Raw genomic sequence first — 16,051 nt, 5'->3', positions numbered from 1 at the left:
CGACAAAAATGAACCGCTTCTCATGCGGCCAATCCGCGCCTGCTTCGTTAGCCGTTCAAGGTGGAGGTTTGCCCGATGCGTGACGAAGACGATGTGAAGATCACCGATTACACGGCCCCGGCCGGCGGCTGGGGTTCGATGAAGGGCATGGCCAAGGTCCTTCCCAAGGAGGGACTGGGGCCGGATACGCTCGACACGCTGCGGCGCCAGAACAAACCCGGCGGCGTCATGTGCGTCAGCTGTGCCTGGGGCAAGCCGGCCAAGCCGCATATCGCCGAGTTTTGCGAGAACGGGGCCAAGGCGACCGCCTGGGAACTCAGCTCGCTTCGCGTCACGCCGGACTTCTTCGCCAAGCACAGCGTCACCGAACTGGAAGCCTGGCCCGACCATGACCTGGAACAGGCGGGTCGCCTGACCCATCCGATGCGCTATGACCGCGCGTCGGACAAATATGTCGCGGTCAGCTGGGACGAGGCATTCGCGGCGATCGGCGCCAAGCTGAAAAGCTGTGATCCGACCAAGGTCGTGCTCTACGCCTCGGGCCGGGCCAGCCTCGAGACCTCGTTCATGTATTCGCTGTTCGCGCGGCTCTGGGGGCAGCAGAACCTGCCCGACAGCTCGAACATGTGTCACGAGACGACCTCGGTCGGCCTGAAGTCCGCCATCGGCTCGCCCGTCGCGACGATCCAGATGGAAGATTACGACAAGTGCGACGCGATCTTTTCCTTCGGGCAGAATGTCGCGACCAACGCGCCGCGTATGCTCCACAACCTCCAAGCGTGCGCCAAGCGCGGGGTGGAGATCGTGACCTTCAACCCGCTTCGCGAGCGCGGCTGGGAGCGTTTCGCCTCGCCGCAGAACCCGGTGCAGATGCTGACCGGCAGTTCGACCGACATCTCCAGCCAATATCATCAGGTCAAGGCGGGCGGCGACATCGCCGCGCTGACCGGCATCTGCAAGCTGGTGATCGAGGAAGATGACCGCGCGGTGGCCAAGGGCACTAGCCGCATCCTCGACCATCATTTCATCGAGCAGCACACGACGCGGTTTGAGGATTTCGCCAATTACTGCCGCAATGCCGCATGGAGCGAGATCATCCGCGACTCGGGGCTGACCCGCGACGCGATCGAGCAGGCGGCGCGCGTTTATATGCAGTCCGAACGCGTCATCGCGGTCTACGGCATGGGCATTACCCAGCACCGCTATGGCATCGACGCGCTGCACATGATCGTCAACCTGCTCCTGCTGCGCGGCAATATCGGGCGCGAGGGTGCGGGGCCGGGGCCGGTGCGCGGGCACAGCAACGTGCAGGGCCAGCGCACCGTCGGCATCACCGAAAAGACCGAACTCGCCCCCGTCGAGCGGCTGAAGGAATTGTTCGAGTTCGAGCCGCCGACCGAGGACGGCTGGGACACGGTCGAGGCGTGCCGCCAGATCATCGCCGGGACGGCACAGGGCTTCGTCCAGCTCGGCGGCAACTTCCTGCGCGCCACGCCCGAACATGCCAAGATGAAGGCCGCTTGGGCGAAACTGCCCATCACCGTCCATATCGCGACCAAGCTCAACAAGAGCCATCTGGTACCCGGCGAAGAGAGCTATATCCTCCCCTGCCTCGGTCGGTTGGAAACGGACATGCAGGCGGGGGGCCGTCAGGCGGTGTCGATGGAGGATTCGTTCAGCCATATCTATGGCTCGGTCGGCAAGGCGACGCCCGCCGCCGACACCCTGCTGTCCGAACCCGCGATCGTGGCGGGCATCGCCAAGGCGGTGCTGGAGCCCAACCCCAATGTGCCGTGGGACGAATGGGTCGGCGATTACGGCCTGGTCCGCACCGCGATCGAGAATGTCTATCCGGACAAGTTCGCCAACTTCAACGAACGGCTGTTCGAGCCGGGCGGCTTCTGGAAGGGCAATCCGGCATCCCACCGCCAATGGGAAACCGAGAGTGGCAAGGCGGAATTCAACGTGCCGCGCGCCATGGACGCCTCGGGCATCGAACCAGCCGAGGGGCGGATGCGCCTGATCACGCTGCGCTCGAACGACCAGTTCAACACGACCATCTATGGCTATGACGATCGCTTCCGGGGGATCAGCGGCACGCGGATGGTGGCGATGATGAACAAGGCCGACATCGCCAGGCTGGGCCTCACCGACGGCCAGACGATCGCGCTGGAAAGCGATGCGGGCGATGGCGAGGAGCGCGTGGTCGAGGACTTGCGCGTCGTCGAATACAACATCCCCGAAGGCTGCATCGGCGGCTATTATCCCGAGCTCAACTACCTGATCCCGCTGGAGCATCATGCGCTGGAAAGCCATGTGCCGGCGGGCAAGTCGGTGCCGGTGAAGGTGCGCATTCCGGCATGAGTATATTGGGTGCCGTATTGACCGGGGGGCGATCCTCCCGGTTCGGGTCGAACAAGGCCTTTGCGATGCTGGGCGGGGACAGCCTGGCATCGCATGCGCGCGCGGCGATCCGCCCCTATTGCGCGGAGGCGATCCAGGTCGGCGGCGCGGACGGTATCCCCGATCAGCCCGAGCCGGGCCTGGGACCGTTGGGCGGGATCGCGGGCGCGCTGGACTATGCCGCCGCGCACGGCTTTCGCTGTGTGCTGACCATCGGGTGCGACATGCCCCGGTTGCCCGACGGATTGATCGAGGCGCTGATGCGACGTGAACCCAGCTATTGCGCGGATGCGCCCGTGCTGGGCCTGTGGCCCGCCGCACTGGGTGCGCATCTGATGGCGCATCTGTCGCTCGGCCATGACCGGTCGATGCGCGGCTGGGCGCGCGCGATTGGGGCCATTCCCATCGCCTCTCCGCATCCGATCGCCAATGTGAACACCCCCGCCGATCTCGCCGCCCTGTGAGCCTGTCGTGAGCGTCTTGCACGCGCCGGCGCGGCTGCTGACGCTCGGCCGCATGACACCGGACGGTGGGCGGGACGAGATCGAGCGCATGGTCGCGGTCGAATGTCCGGTAGCGATCGAGGTGGACGGGTTCGGCTATGCCGTCATGATGATGACGCCCGAACGGCTGGAGGATTTCGCCACCGGCTTCCTGCTGACCGAGCGGCTGATCGACCGGGCGGACGACATCATCGACATCGAACCCTTCGCCGCCGAGGCGGGATGGATCGTCCGCATCGTGCTGGCCGAGCGGGTGCGTGGCCGTATCCGCGACCGGGTACGCCACCGGACCAGCGACACCAGCTGCGGACTATGCGGCCTGTCGGGCCTGGAGCAGATCGACCGCCCGGTCGCCATCCGCCCCCCGGCACCCCGCGCCACGGCCGAAACCCTGTTCGCGGTGCTACGGGACCTGCGCGCGCATCAGCCGCTCAATGCTGAAACCGGGGCGGTCCATGCCGCCGTCGCCTGTGCCCCGAGCGGCGACATCGTGGCCAGCGCCGAGGATGTCGGCCGGCACAATGCGCTCGACAAGCTGGTCGGCACCTTGGCGCGCCGGCCGGACATGGCGGTGGACTTCATCCTCGTCACCTCGCGGATCAGCTATGAGATGGTCGACAAGGCGCTGGTGGTCGGGGTCGGACTGCTGGTGGGCATCTCCGCGCCGACGAGTCTGGCGATCGACCACGCCCGCGCGCATGGTCTGACCCTGATCGCACTCGCACGCCCCGACGCAATGCTGGTCGCGCATGACCCGCATGGACGTTTTGCCTGACGCGTTCCCTCGTCGCGAAAGGCGGCGTCAGGCCGCGCGCGTCAACGGTTGTCGGTGGAGCGCATCGTCACGGTCGCTGCAGGAACGATCACGCCCATCCTGTTTTGCCCGATAAGCCAGTGTATCCGCTCGCCCCAGCAGCGCATCCAGCGTCTCCCCCGGCACGTAACGCGCGATGCCGCTGCTGACCGTAACGGCCGGCAGGCCATGGTCGGCGACGCTCTGCAAGGCCTGACGGATCGCCTCAGCCAGATGCGACACAGTGTCCTGCGCTTTCGTGTCGTCCGCTACATCCAGCGGCAGGAGCAAGGCGAACTCCTCGCCCCCCATGCGGACCGCAAGCGTGTCCGCCGGCACCAGCCGCCGCAGCACATCGGCAAATGCCATCAGCACCCGGTCGCCCGTGGCATGGCCCCATGTGTCGTTGATCCGTTTGAAGTGATCGAGATCGAGGACCATCGCAAAGAGCGGCCGACCGGTGGCAGCGGCCTGCGCCAATAGCCGTGGGCCCACCCGCGACAGCGCAAGACGATTGGCGAGCCGGGTCAGGGTGTCGGTCTGCGCATCGACGATCGTCTCCTCAAGCGCCTTCTCGATCACCAGCAGCAGCAGGAACAGCCCCGCCGCGACCAGCAGCACACCGGTCGAGATGGAGGACACGAGTATATAGGTGTGAATGGCATCCTGCACGCGCGCGACGAGCGACACGACAAGAAATGGCTTGGCGGCGAAATGCACGCAGATGAGGGCAAAAATTCCCAGGAGGAGCGAAGCGATCGGCCCCCGCCGATCGAGATGCCGCACCGCGATCGCCGACCGCCCCGCCATGAACGCGAAGGGCAGTTGAAAGAGCAGTTCGTAAACCAGGCTTCGCGGCGTCCCGGCCAGCAGGCCAAGACGCAACACCATGCCCAGGCCCCATATCGCCATTGCCTGCCGATGGGGCGACGCGCGGCCGGCCATGACCTCGATACCGCCCCAGATCGCGATGACGGTTCCCAGAAACGCGCCATAGCCGATCAGCGCGACGAGGCTGGAGGGAACGCTCAACTGGTTCACCAACTGGCAAATCGTCGTCACGAAACACAGGGCGTAGCCGAGGAGAAACCATCGGGGCGCCCGCTCCCGAACCTGCGACACCGACACCACGGCATAGGCAATGATGAACAGCATTGCCATGCAGGCATCGAGGGCCAGGGCATAGACAGCAACGCTCACCGGTCGAACCCTGCCTCCAATGGCCCTTCGAAGGACAGCCTACGGCACGATCGCAAAGGAAGCGTTAAAGTCATGGCGGCCATTTCGACGACCAAATCGTATTTTATACTATTTGTTCCGACCATATGGGATGAAGTTTGCTGCTCTGGGTCGAGATCGCATAACTACCCATTCGTCGGCGACATGCTATCAATTCAGGATGCCGTGATCATCAAAGGCAAGCCTTGCAAGCGATGATTGGGAAGCAGCCGTCCTGATGAGGACAAGGCACATCGACACCATGAACGGACGCGCGAGACATCTTGTCCGTATCGAGCCGTCTCTATCGATTTCAGAGAAAATACACCGGGTGGTAGCGAAGGAGGGACTTGAACCCCCGACACGCGGATTATGATTCCGCTGCTCTAACCAGCTGAGCTACTTCGCCATGCCGTGGCGTTCCACCCGGTGGAGGCGCGCCTATAGACAGGGGTTTTTCGGGCGTCAAGCGAACAAATGACGAGAAATCATTTCCCAGGGTCCGCCGCGATACCACCAGGCGCCCAGGCCGATCAGTTCGACCGGACGCGCCCGAAAATCCCGCTCCATCTGCTGGAGCAGCAGCTTGGCGGTGGCGGGGGTCACCTTGTTCTGGATGGTGACATGCGGCCGCCAGCCGCCCGCATCCTGCGGGGCGAGCATGCCGGCAAAGGCGTCGACCAGTTCGCGTCGGATCGCGACGAGCCCCGGCGATTCGATCCGGATGGCCACACCCCGGCCCAGCGACATCAGCCCGGCCGCCTTTGTCTCCGGCGCACGCACGCCGCGCGTCATGCCGTTCAGCCGGTGCTTCAACTCCGCCTCTACGCTGGGCGGCAGGTGATGGAACAGCGTGCAATGCGCGTCGAGCACATTGCGCTCGGGCGGGAAATGCTGGCGACGCAGGCCATCGAACCAACCCTGATCGGCGCGGCCGAACAGGGCGGTGACGATGATCGGGGCCGGCATGGGGGCGATTGGCGCGGTCAGATTTCCACCTGACTGCCCAACTCGACCACACGGTTGGTCGGCAGGCGGAAGAATTCCATCGCGCTTTCGGCGTTGCGCAGCATCCAGGAGAACAGCTTTTCCCGCCATAGCGACATGCCGGGCCGCTCGGCCGCGAGCAGCGTCTGGCGCGACAGGAAGAAGCTGGTGTCCATCATCTTGAACGCGCCGCCGTCCATCTCGACCCGCTTGAGCGCCGCCGGGACGTCCGCCTCCTCCATGAAGCCGAAGCGCAGGATCAGGCGGTGGAAGCCATGGCCCAGATCGTCGAGCTTGGCGCGCTCCGCATCGGGCCAATAGGGCTGGCTCATGATCTTGACGGTCAGCAGGATGATCCGCTCGTGCAGCACCTTGTTGTGCTTGAGGTTGTGGAGCAGCGCATGCGGCACGCCGTCAGGCGAGGAGGTCATGAAGATCGCCGTGCCCGACACGCGGCTGGCGGCGTTGGAGGCCGATTCGATGAAGATGTGGATCGGCATCGTCCCCTCACGCAGCCGCTGGATCATCAGCTTGCGCCCCGTCGACCAGGTGGTGAGGAAGGTGAAGATGATGAACCCGACCAGCAGCGGGAACCAGCCGCCGGCCGGCACCTTGGTCAGATTGGCGAGGAAATAGGCCCCGTCGACCAGGAAAAAGAGCCCCAGGAGCGGCACGGCAGCGAAGGTCGGCCATTTCCACAAACGGGTCAGCGCCACGCCGAGCAGACAGGTGTCGATCAGCATCGCCCCCGTCACCGCGATCCCGTAGGCCGAGGTCAGGTTGGACGAGGAGCGGAAGAACAGCACCAGCAGGATCACCATCACCATCAACATCCAGTTGATGAGCGGGATGTAGATCTGTCCGGCGGTCGCCGCCGAGGTATGCTCAATGCGCAGGCGCGGCATGAAGCCCAGCTGGATCGCCTGTTGCGTGACCGAGAAGGCACCGGTGATGACCGCCTGGCTGGCGATGACCGCCGCCGCCGTCGCCAGGATGACGAGCGGCAGCTGCAACCCCTCGGGCGCCAGCATGTAGAAGGGGCTTTCGAGCGCGGCGGCCCCTTCGCGGAACAGCAGTGCCCCCTGCCCCATGTAATTGAGCATCAACGCGGGCAGCACGAAGCACAGCCAGGACAGCCCGATCGGCCGCCGCCCGAAATGCCCCATATCGGCGTAGAGCGCCTCCGCCCCCGTCACCGCCAGCACCACCGAGCCGAGCGCCAGAAAGCCGCGTACCGGATCGATGAAGAAGAACTGGACCGCATAATGCGGCGACAGCGCGCGCAGGATGCCCGGCGTCTCGACGAAGCTGATGACGCCCAAGACCGCGATGGTGCCGAAATACAGGAGCATGATCGGACCGAACAGCAACCCGACGCGCTCGGTGCCCGATCGCTGGATCTTGAACAGGATGATCAGGATCGTGATCGCGATCGGCAGCACGAAACTGCCAAAGGCGGGCGCCGCGACGGCCAAGCCCTCCACCGCGCTGAGCACGGTGACGGCGGGCGTGATCATGCTGTCGCCGTAGAAGAGCGCGGTGGCGAACACGCCCAGCAGGATGATACCCCGCGACCAGCGCCGCGTCTTGGTCTGCCCCGACACCAGCGCCAGCAGGGCCAAGCTGCCCCCCTCGCCCTTATTGTCGGCGCGCATGATGATCGCGACATATTTGACCGACACCACGATCATCATCGACCAGAAGATCAGGCTGACGACGCCCAGGATATGCGCGGTGTCGAGCGGCAGGGGATGGTGCGGATTGGCGAAGGTTTCGCGAAAGGCGTAGATCGGGCTGGTGCCGATATCGCCGAACACGACCCCGATCGCGCCCAGCGCGAGCCGGGCGATACCGTTCTGATGATGTTGCTGATGCTGGTCCTCGGAGGCGGTCGTCGCGATTCCGGTGGGTGCGACGCTCATCGCGACGTGGCCGGGCTGACGATTGGCGGGAACATCGGCACTGTCCGTGGCAACCCTTCGATCATCGCCGCCCCCTAGCATGGCCCTGAAAGGCCAGCAACGCGGACGCATTGCGCTTGTTTCGCGGCGAGGAGATTTGGTGGCCGGGGCGATGCGATGTTGCAACAGTCGGTCGGCGGCTGGAGGCACCAAGCGCCCGCCGCAAGCACGCCCCTCCCGCAGGCGGGAGGGGATGGGGGAGGGAAAGCCACGGGCGATGGTCTCGGTGAGACTCCCTGCCCTCCCCCGGCCCCTCCCGCCTGCGGGAGGGGAGAAGATGCACGGCTCTAGCATTATACTCTTTCCGAAACGGTTCACCTCCGCCCCCCGATCGGCTAGGGCTGGGTGATGGTCAGTCGTTCCGCCCAAGAGGCAGCTCCGGTAACCCCGTCCGCCGCACCCGTGCAGGCCGCGCCCATCGTCACGATCGACGATGTCCGCGCCGCGCATGCCCGGATTTCGGACCGGATCGTCCGCACGCCGACGATGATCAGCCGCACCCTGTCGCAACTGACCGGCGCCACCGTCTACCTCAAGTTCGAAAATCTCCAGTTCACCGCCGCCTACAAGGAACGCGGCGCGCTCAACACGCTGCTGCAACTCTCCGACGAGGCGCGCGCCAAGGGCGTGATCGCCGCCTCGGCCGGCAATCATGCGCAGGGGCTGGCCTATCACGCCAACCGGCTGGGCGTGCCCGCGACCATCGTGATGCCGCGCACCACGCCGATCGTGAAGGTCGTCCAGACCGAGGGCCACGGCGCCACCGTGGTGCTGGAAGGCGATACCTTCGACGCGGCCTATGCCCATGCCCGCGAGCTGGAGGCGGAGCGCGGCTATACCTTCGTTCATCCCTTCGACGATGCGCGCGTCATCGCCGGCCAGGGGACGGTGGCGCTCGAAATGCTGGAGGACGCGCCCGACATCGACACGCTGATCGTGCCGATCGGCGGCGGCGGCCTGATCTCGGGCATGGCCACGGTCGCGGCGGCCGCCACCCCGCCGGTCGAGGTGGTCGGCGTCCAGGCCGAGCTGTTCCCGTCGATGTACAACAAGCTGAACGGCACCGACCTGCCCTGCGCCGGCGATACGCTGGCCGAGGGTATCGCGGTCAAGGTGCCCGGTGGCTTGACGTCGCAGCTGGTGGCCCAGCTGGTGCGCGAGATCGTGCTGGTCGACGAACGCCATCTGGAAGAATCGGTCAGCGCACTGCTCCAGATCGAAAAGACGGTCGTCGAGGGCGCGGGCGCGGCGGGTCTCGCCGCCCTGATGTCGCATCCCGAACGCTTTCGCGGCAAGACGGTCGGCATCGTGCTGTGCGGTGGCAATATCGACACGCGCCTGCTCGCCAATGTGCTGCTGCGCGATCTGGCGCGCTCGGGCCGGCTCGCCCGCCTGCGCATCCGGTTGCAGGACCAGCCGGGGGCGCTGTTCAACGTGGCGCGCATCTTCGATCGCGAGCGGGTGAACATCATCGAGGTCTATCACCAGCGCGTCTTCACCACCCTGCCCGCCAAGGGCCTGATCACCGACATCGAGTGCGAGACACGCGACGCGCTGCACCTCCACCGCCTGATCGAGGCACTGCGCGCCGCCGGTTACGAAACCACGCAGGTGGAACTGGCCTGAGGACCGGCGGGGGCGGCGTCCCCTGCCCGCCCCCGGCCCCGGTTCTCGACAATCGTCCCGTTTCCGAACAGCTTCTGACCATCCCCTTGGCGGGGAAATTCGTTAAGAAACTCCTGTTCCCGAATCCTTGAAGGAAGTTCCCGGCGGTGACCGCGCCTTTCCGTTTTCCGCGCTTTTTCGTCACCAGCCCCGCCCCCTGCCCCTATTTGGCGGGGCGTGAGGAGCGCAAGGTGTTCACCGAACTCAATGGCGAGCATGCCGGCGAGCTGAACGAGGCGCTGAGCCGTATCGGTTTCCGCCGCAGCCAGGGGGTCGCCTATCGCCCGTCCTGCGCGGGCTGCACCGCCTGCGTTTCGGTGCGCGTCGTCGCCGACGGCTTCCGTGCCAACGGCACCCAGCGCAAGTTGCTGCGCCGTCATGCCGATCTGGAGGTCACCGCCTGCCAGCCTTGGGCGACCGCCGAACAGTTCGAGCTGCTGCGCCGCTATCTCGGCCGCCGCCACCCCGGCGGCGGCATGGCGGCGATGGACGAGAGCGATTATGCCGACATGGTCGAGCTGTCCCCCGTCCAGTCGGTCGTGGTCGAATATCGCGCGCCGACCGGCCCCGATGGCGAGCGCGGGCGGCTGCTCGGCGCGTGCCTGACCGATCGGCAGGGTGACGGGCTGTCGATGATCTACAGCTTCTTCGATACCGAGGATGAGAGCCGCCCGGGGCTGGGCAATTTCATCATCATGGATCACATCCTGCGCGCCCGGGCGGCGGGTCTGCCCTATGTCTATCTCGGCTATTGGGTGAAGGGGTCGCCGCGCATGGCGTACAAGACCCGGTATCAGCCGCTGGAGGCGCTCGGCCCGCGCGGCTGGTCGCTGCTGTCGCCCGACAATCTCGACATCGGCGGCCCGCCCGCCGTCGAAACCGCGATCGAGGCGGGCGAGGAATAGCCGAGGGGACGGGGCCTCTTCCCAACCCCTTCCGTCAAAGCGCGATGACGATGCATATTCAAACTAACCCCTCCCCTTCAGGGGAGGGGTTGGGGTGGGGCCTCTCAACAGGCGCAGAGCTTGCGGCACCGCCCCACCCCCGTCCCCTCCCCTGAAGGGGAGGGGCTTGTCCGCCTTATTGGGTCTCGCCCGTCAACGGCACCAGATCCCCCCAAGCCTCGCCCGCGACCGGTGCGGCGCCGGCGGCGTCCAGTGCGGCGGCGACCCGGACATGCGTGTCGGTCGGAGACAGGCCGATTGCCGGATCGAAGCCGACCCAGCCGATCTCCGCGACATAGGCCTCCGCCCAGCAATGCGGTCGCGCGTCATGCTCCCCGGCGACGAAGCCCGACACGAACCGCGCCGGCAGACCGAGCGACCGCGCACCGGTGCAGAACAGATGCGCGAGATCGCACGGCCCCGCTTCCTCCACACTCAGTAACTCCGCCGCCGCTTTGCCGTCGTTCGCGAAGCGGCGATGGATCGCGGCGTTCAGGCCGTGGAGCATCGCCAGGGGGCCATCACAGTGCCGGACCGCCTCCGCGGCAAAGGCGGTGACCGCCTCGCTCGCCGGCGTGGCGGCGGTGCCGCGCAAGTAGAGCGCCGGCGGCAGCGTCTCGTTGCTGCCGCGAACGATGCCGTGGGCGTCGCTGGTCAGCACGTCGCCGGTGGCGGTGATCGTCACCGCCTCGACCGGCTCTTCGATATAGAGCATCGTCACCGCATTGCCGAACCCGTCGCGGCCCGACCGCATCCGCGCGTCGCAATCGACATCGATCCGCCAATGCACGACCGTCTGGTCGTCGCTATTGTCCGGGGTCAGCCGCAGCATCTGGACCACGGCCTTGCCGCGCAGCGTGGGGCGGTGGACGATCTGGTGCTCGATGGCGATGCGCATCAGGCGAACTTGAACTGGCGGCCGATCGCGCCGTGCAGCTGGGCATTCTCCAGGATGAAGGCTTCGAGATATTGGTGGAGCCCGCCCGCGATCACGTCGCCCGAGCGGGTCTTGCTCATCCGGTTCGCACGCACTCTCGCCATTCGATCCGCCTCCCCATGCTGCCCCGTCCGCCGGGCGAGCTGCCCCAGCACGTCCACCGTTTCCTCGACCGACGCCGCCAGGCTGCGCGGCAGTTCGGCGCGCGCGATCAGCAGGTCGATGACGTTCGAGGGCTTGAGCCCGTCCGAATAGAGCCATCGATAGGCGGTGACGGCGGACACGGTCTGAAGGATCGTCGTCCACTGGTCGCGGTCGACGACGCCGCCGATCCGCTCGCCCGCCGGCAGCAGGATGTGATATTTCACGTCGAGCAGCCGTGCGGTATTGTCCGCGCGCTCGACCGCCTGGCCCAGCCGGATGAACCAGGTCGTCTGGTTGCGCAGCATGCGGTGGACCGCGCCCTCGAAGCCGCGCGTCTCGTTCTTCACCGCCTCGACCAGGCTGAGGACCGCAGTCGGGTCCTCGGCGCCGGGCCGCGCCTCGAAATGCAGCCAGGCGCGGTTGATCGCGCTCCACGCCTCACGGGTCAGCGCGGTGCGCACCGCGCGCGCATTGGTGCGCGCCATGTCGATGCAGCGGACGATCGAGCCGGGGTGACAGGTCTCGACGGTCAGGAAGCGGGCGACCTCACGCCGCCGCAACTCACGCCCGCCCTCGGCAAAGGCGCTGGCGGTATCAGTCACGGCCAGCGCCGATCCCCAGGCCGCCAGCCCCGCCGATCGCGGCGACAGGACATCCAGCCGCACCGTCGCCTCGACCAGCCGGGCGATGAAGTCGGCCCGTTCGAAATAGCGCCCCAGCCAGTAGAGCGAGGACGCGGTCCGCGACAGCATCAGCGGTCCCCCTGCATCTGGATCTGCGACATCTGGGTCTGGGTCTGGGTCTGCACCCAACTATCGGGCTCGGGCGGCATCAGGACGAAACTGTCCTTCGTCCCCCCGCCCTGGCTGGAATTGACGACCAGCGAGCCTTCGCGCAGCGCGACCCGGGTCAGCCCGCCCGGCGTCACCTCTACCCCGTTACGGCCGGTGAGGACGAAGGGGCGGAAATCGACATGGCGCGGCGCGACCCCGCTCTCGACCAGCGTCGGCACGGTCGACAGCGCCAGCGTCGGCTGCGCGATGTAGCGATGCGGCTCGGCGATCAGCGCGGCGCGGAAATGCTCGATCTGCGCCCTGGTCGCGGTGGGGCCGACCAGCATGCCATAGCCGCCCGACCCGTCGACCAGCTTGACCACCAGCTCACTCAGATGGTCGAGGACATAGGCCAGCGACTCCGGTTCGCGACAGCGCCAGGTGTCGACATTCCTCAGCTTGGGCTCGGCACCCGAATAATAGCGGACGATGTCGGGCATATAGCTGTAGATCGCCTTGTCGTCGGCGATGCCGTTGCCCGGCGCGTTGAGGATGGCGACGTTGCCCGCCGCATAGGCCGCGATGAGCCCCGGCACGCCCAGCATCGAATCCGGCCGGAAGACCAGCGGATCGAGGAAGTCGTCATCGACGCGGCGATAGATGACGTCGACCTTCACCCGCCCCGCGATGGTGCGCATCCAGACGATGTCGTCGTCCACCACCAGATCGGCCGCCTCGACCAGCTCGACCCCCATCGAATCCGCCAGGAAGCTGTGTTCGTAATAGGCCGAATTGTAATGACCCGGGGTCAGCACGACGCAAGTCGGCTCGCCGACGCCGTGCGGCGCGACCGACTTCATCGTGGCGAGCAGACGGTCGGGATAGCTGTCGACGGCGGCCACCCGGAACTGGCGGAACAGCTCGGGGCACAGCCGCAGCATCGCCTCGCGATTCTCCAGCATATAGCTGACGCCCGAGGGGGTGCGGGCATTGTCCTCCAGCACGAAGAAATCGTCCGGCCCGGTGCGGACCAGGTCGATGCCGCAGATATGCGCCCAGACGCCGTGCGGCGGGCGCATCCCTGCGATCTCGGGGCGGAACTGCGGATTGCCGAAGATCAGGTCGGGCGGCAGAATGCCGTCGCGCAGGATCTTCCGCTCGCCGTAAATGTCGTCGAGAAAGGCGTTGATCGCCTCGACCCGCTGTACCAGCCCCTCGGACAGGCGCGCCCATTCGTCGTGCAGGAAGACGCGCGGCACGATGTCGAACGGGATGATCCGCTCGGCCGCGTCGCTCTCGCCATAGACCGCGAAGGTGATGCCCAGCTGGCGGAAGGTCGCCTCGGCCGATTGCTGGCGGCGGCGTAGTTCGGTGTCGGGTGTGTGATCGAGCCAGCGTTGCAAGGCGGCCAGTTCGGGGCGCGGCGCCGCAGCATCCAGCCCCCCCATGATTTCGTCGAACGCGGCGATAGTCCCCATCCGGTTGTTACGCTCCCCCTGTCGGCCGGGTTCCATGCTGCACCGCATGATGGGGGTACACAAGGGGGATATTCACTCCTCCCCGGTACGGGGAGGGGGACCAGCCGCAGGCTGGTGGAGGGGGCGTGCGGCACAGGACATCCTTTTCGGATACCCCCCTCCACCACCGCTTCGCGGCGGTCCCCCTCCCCGTGCCGGGGAGGATCTTACGCCCCCAGCTTCTCCAGCATCGACGGCGTCAGCACTTGAGGCAGCACCTGCGGCTCTTTCGCGCCCGGCGCGTAATAGAGGTATAGCGGCACCCCCGCCCGGTTATGCCGCTCGATAAACCGTCCCAGCACGGGATCGCCATCGGTCCAGTCGCCGACCAGCACCGCCACCTTGTTGCGGGCGAACGCGTCGCGGACCGAGGAGCGCTCGATCGCGGCCGCCTCGTTGACCTTGCAGCTAAGGCACCAGTCGGCGGTGAAATAGGCGAAGACCGGCCGCCCCTCCTTGCGCAGCGAGTCCAGCTTGGCCTCGGTAAAGGCGGTGTCGGCCGCCGACTTGGCGACGGCGGCGGCGGGCTTGACCGTCACGACGATCGCGACCGCCAGCACCAGCATGACGAGCGCGGGCCAGAAGGCGCGCCCCTTGCCGCCATGCTGGCGCAGCCCCGTCCACCAGAAGCCGAGCGAGGCGAGTAGCGTGGCGGCGAGGCCCAGCGTCATGCCGGTCACCCCCGCCTCCTGCCCGAGTATCCAGGCCAGCGCGAGCGCGGTCAGGAACATCGGCACCGACAGGATATGGCGCAGCCGCACCATCCACATCCCCGGCTTGGGCAGCCGCCGCCGCAGCGCGGGGATGAAGCCGATCGCTAGGAAGGGCAAGGCGATGCCGATCCCCAGCCCGGCGAACACCGCCAGCGCGGCGGCGGCGGGGAGCACCAGTGCCGCGCCCAGCGCACCGGCCATGAACGGCCCCGAACAGGGCGTCGCGACGAACGCCGCCAGCGCGCCGGTCGCGAACGATCCCATCGCGCCCGAACGCCCGGCAAAGGCGGGCGTCGGCAGCTCGAACAGCCCCGCCAGATTGAAGGCGATGCCCGCGACCAGCAGCAGCAGCACGCCGATCACGCGCGGGTCCTGAAGCTGGAACGCCCAGCCCGCGCTCTGCCCGCCCGCGCGCAGCGCCAGCAGAATGACGCCCAGCCCGACACAGACCAGCACCACGCCCGCCGTGTAAGCCAGCGCCTCGGTCCGGGCATGACGTTCGTCGCCCCCGCCGCGCGCCAGACTCAGCGCCTTCAGGCTCAGGATCGGGAAGACGCAGGGCATGATGTTCAGCAGCAACCCGCCCAGCACCGCCCCCAGAAAGGCCAGCGCGATCGCACCGAACCCCTTGCTCGTATCGGCGGCATCCGCGATCGCCCCCGGCTTGGCGGTAAAGGCCAGCCCCTTGCCCTCGCCGATCGACAGCACGCCTGACACCGGTCCCGGCGTCGGCACGGCGGCGGCCGGGATGGTCAGGATCGCCTGATCACCCTGCCGCGCCAGCGCCTGATCGGCGGCATGGTCGATAATGCCGCTGCGATCGGGGAAGAAATAGGCGTCCTTGACCGCCACGGCGGCGGGGAGCGGCACGGCGATGCGCACCGTCTTGCCCCGGGTCTCGATCACGCCCTCGCCGCCCAGCGGCTTGGGCAAGGCCGCGCGCCAGCGGTCGAACTCGGCGCGCACCGACGGGTCGATCGCCCCGTCGCCGATGGTCAGCCGGGTCGACAGGGTCTGGCTCTCGGGCACGCAGATCGTGTCGGTACACACGAGATAGTCGAGCTTGACCGACACGGGCAGCGCGGTGCCGGCCGTCAGCCCGGCGGGCACGGACAAGTCGACGAGTAGCGCGAAGGGCCGCTCATAGACATAGTTCATCAGGCCCGCGATCTTCAGCTGCCCCGGCACCGGATAGCGCAAGCCCCCCGCCGTGACGCCTGTGGGCAAGGTCCAATGCGCCTCGGTCGGCAGGCCGGCATCGCCGCCATTCTTCCAATAGCCATGCCAGCCCTTGTCGGGCGTGGCGGCGATGGCGAGCGTGACCGTCGATCCGGCACGCGGCGCAGCACTTTCGGGCACCAGCCGCATCGGCAGATGGATCGCGCCGGGCGCCGGCGGCGGCGCGCTGTCGGCCATGACGGGCGCGGCGGCGACCATCATGAACAGCGCCGTCATCAGGATGTAAAACCAACCGCGCATCGACCTTGCCCTAT

General features: G+C 66.9%; 12 protein-coding genes and 1 tRNA gene. 5 read left to right on the top strand and 8 right to left on the bottom strand.

The features are described 5' to 3' along the window. Nucleotides 1-75 precede the first annotated feature (75 nt). Genes GGR48_RS11560 through fdhD form a run of 3 tightly spaced genes read left to right on the top strand, consistent with a single transcriptional unit; the run spans nt 76 to nt 3,681 of the window. Complete coding sequence (locus GGR48_RS11560; RefSeq protein WP_183952048.1) at nt 76-2,364, top strand: FdhF/YdeP family oxidoreductase; 2,289 nt, start codon at nt 76-78, stop codon at nt 2,362-2,364. Further along, nucleotides 2,361-2,867, top strand: a complete 507-nt coding sequence (mobA, locus tag GGR48_RS11555) for a molybdenum cofactor guanylyltransferase (RefSeq protein ID WP_183952047.1) — start codon at nt 2,361-2,363, stop codon at nt 2,865-2,867. The genes GGR48_RS11560 and mobA overlap by 4 nt, the downstream gene beginning before the upstream one ends. 52 nt (nt 2,868-2,919) lie before the next feature. Further along, a complete protein-coding gene (fdhD, locus tag GGR48_RS11550) occupies nt 2,920-3,681 on the top strand; it encodes a formate dehydrogenase accessory sulfurtransferase FdhD (RefSeq protein WP_183952123.1) in 762 nt (253 codons plus the stop codon). Nucleotides 3,682-3,708: 27 nt separating this feature from the next. Here the strand turns inward: fdhD and GGR48_RS11545 are convergent, their stop codons facing one another. From GGR48_RS11545 to GGR48_RS11530, 4 genes are all read right to left on the bottom strand, one after another. Continuing rightward, the gene (locus GGR48_RS11545; protein ID WP_183952046.1) at nt 3,709-4,899 is read right to left on the bottom strand and encodes a diguanylate cyclase domain-containing protein; all 1,191 of its coding nucleotides are present in this window, start codon (nt 4,897-4,899) and stop codon (nt 3,709-3,711) included. 350 nt (nt 4,900-5,249) lie between these two features. Further along, nucleotides 5,250-5,326, bottom strand: a tRNA-Met gene (locus GGR48_RS11540). Nucleotides 5,327-5,382: 56 nt separating this feature from the next. Then, nucleotides 5,383-5,886 (bottom strand): 2'-5' RNA ligase family protein, encoded by a 504-nt coding sequence (locus tag GGR48_RS11535; RefSeq protein WP_183952045.1) that lies wholly within the window; start codon nt 5,884-5,886, stop codon nt 5,383-5,385. A 17-nt stretch (nt 5,887-5,903) separates the two neighbouring features. After that, nucleotides 5,904-7,826, bottom strand: coding sequence for a potassium transporter Kup (locus GGR48_RS11530; protein ID WP_183952044.1), 1,923 nt, complete (start codon nt 7,824-7,826; stop codon nt 5,904-5,906). Nucleotides 7,827-8,213: 387 nt separating this feature from the next. Here GGR48_RS11530 and GGR48_RS11525 point away from each other — a divergent pair, with 387 nt between their 5' ends. Both GGR48_RS11525 and GGR48_RS11520 read left to right on the top strand, forming a co-directional pair. Beyond that, nucleotides 8,214-9,491, top strand: a complete 1,278-nt coding sequence (locus tag GGR48_RS11525; protein WP_221211491.1) for a threonine ammonia-lyase — start codon at nt 8,214-8,216, stop codon at nt 9,489-9,491. A gap of 146 nt (nt 9,492-9,637) precedes the next feature. Next, nucleotides 9,638-10,435, top strand: coding sequence for an arginyltransferase (locus GGR48_RS11520; RefSeq protein ID WP_183952043.1), 798 nt, complete (start codon nt 9,638-9,640; stop codon nt 10,433-10,435). A 175-nt stretch (nt 10,436-10,610) separates the two neighbouring features. On the opposite strand, the gene GGR48_RS11515 is transcribed toward GGR48_RS11520, so the two are convergent. From GGR48_RS11515 to GGR48_RS11500, 4 genes are all read right to left on the bottom strand, one after another. Next, complete coding sequence (locus tag GGR48_RS11515; protein WP_183952042.1) at nt 10,611-11,372, bottom strand: transglutaminase family protein; 762 nt, start codon at nt 11,370-11,372, stop codon at nt 10,611-10,613. After that, nucleotides 11,372-12,307, bottom strand: coding sequence for an alpha-E domain-containing protein (locus GGR48_RS11510; protein WP_183952041.1), 936 nt, complete (start codon nt 12,305-12,307; stop codon nt 11,372-11,374). Before GGR48_RS11510 ends, GGR48_RS11515 begins: the two co-directional genes overlap by 1 nt. Beyond that, nucleotides 12,307-13,806: a circularly permuted type 2 ATP-grasp protein gene (locus GGR48_RS11505; protein WP_183952040.1), complete on the bottom strand. Its 1,500-nt coding sequence runs from the start codon at nt 13,804-13,806 to the stop codon at nt 12,307-12,309. The genes GGR48_RS11510 and GGR48_RS11505 overlap by 1 nt, the downstream gene beginning before the upstream one ends. A 206-nt stretch (nt 13,807-14,012) precedes the next feature. Further along, complete coding sequence (locus GGR48_RS11500) at nt 14,013-16,037, bottom strand: protein-disulfide reductase DsbD family protein (RefSeq protein WP_183952039.1); 2,025 nt, start codon at nt 16,035-16,037, stop codon at nt 14,013-14,015. Between the last annotated feature and the right edge of the window lie 14 nt (nt 16,038-16,051).

The sequence above is a fragment of the Sphingomonas pseudosanguinis genome, assembly GCF_014196255.1.
Lineage (GTDB): Bacteria > Pseudomonadota > Alphaproteobacteria > Sphingomonadales > Sphingomonadaceae > Sphingomonas > Sphingomonas pseudosanguinis.
The sequence above is the reverse complement of the archived record's forward strand: the minus strand, read 5'-3'. Positions and strand labels throughout refer to the sequence as shown.

Excerpts from the sequence above, each read along its gene's own strand:
- GGR48_RS11560 (WP_183952048.1), top strand. The coding sequence starts at position 76 with ATGCGTGACGAAGACGATGTGAAGATCACCGATTACACGGCCCCGGCC.
- mobA (WP_183952047.1), top strand. The coding sequence starts at position 2,361 with ATGAGTATATTGGGTGCCGTATTGACCGGGGGGCGATCCTCCCGGTTC.
- fdhD (WP_183952123.1), top strand. The coding sequence starts at position 2,920 with ATGACACCGGACGGTGGGCGGGACGAGATCGAGCGCATGGTCGCGGTC.
- GGR48_RS11535 (WP_183952045.1), bottom strand. The coding sequence starts at position 5,886 with ATGCCGGCCCCGATCATCGTCACCGCCCTGTTCGGCCGCGCCGATCAG.
- GGR48_RS11530 (WP_183952044.1), bottom strand. The coding sequence starts at position 7,826 with ATGAGCGTCGCACCCACCGGAATCGCGACGACCGCCTCCGAGGACCAG.
- GGR48_RS11525 (WP_221211491.1), top strand. The coding sequence starts at position 8,214 with ATGGTCAGTCGTTCCGCCCAAGAGGCAGCTCCGGTAACCCCGTCCGCC.
- GGR48_RS11515 (WP_183952042.1), bottom strand. The coding sequence starts at position 11,372 with ATGCGCATCGCCATCGAGCACCAGATCGTCCACCGCCCCACGCTGCGC.
- GGR48_RS11510 (WP_183952041.1), bottom strand. The coding sequence starts at position 12,307 with ATGCTGTCGCGGACCGCGTCCTCGCTCTACTGGCTGGGGCGCTATTTC.
- GGR48_RS11505 (WP_183952040.1), bottom strand. The coding sequence starts at position 13,806 with ATGGGGACTATCGCCGCGTTCGACGAAATCATGGGGGGGCTGGATGCT.
- GGR48_RS11500 (WP_183952039.1), bottom strand. The coding sequence starts at position 16,037 with ATGCGCGGTTGGTTTTACATCCTGATGACGGCGCTGTTCATGATGGTC.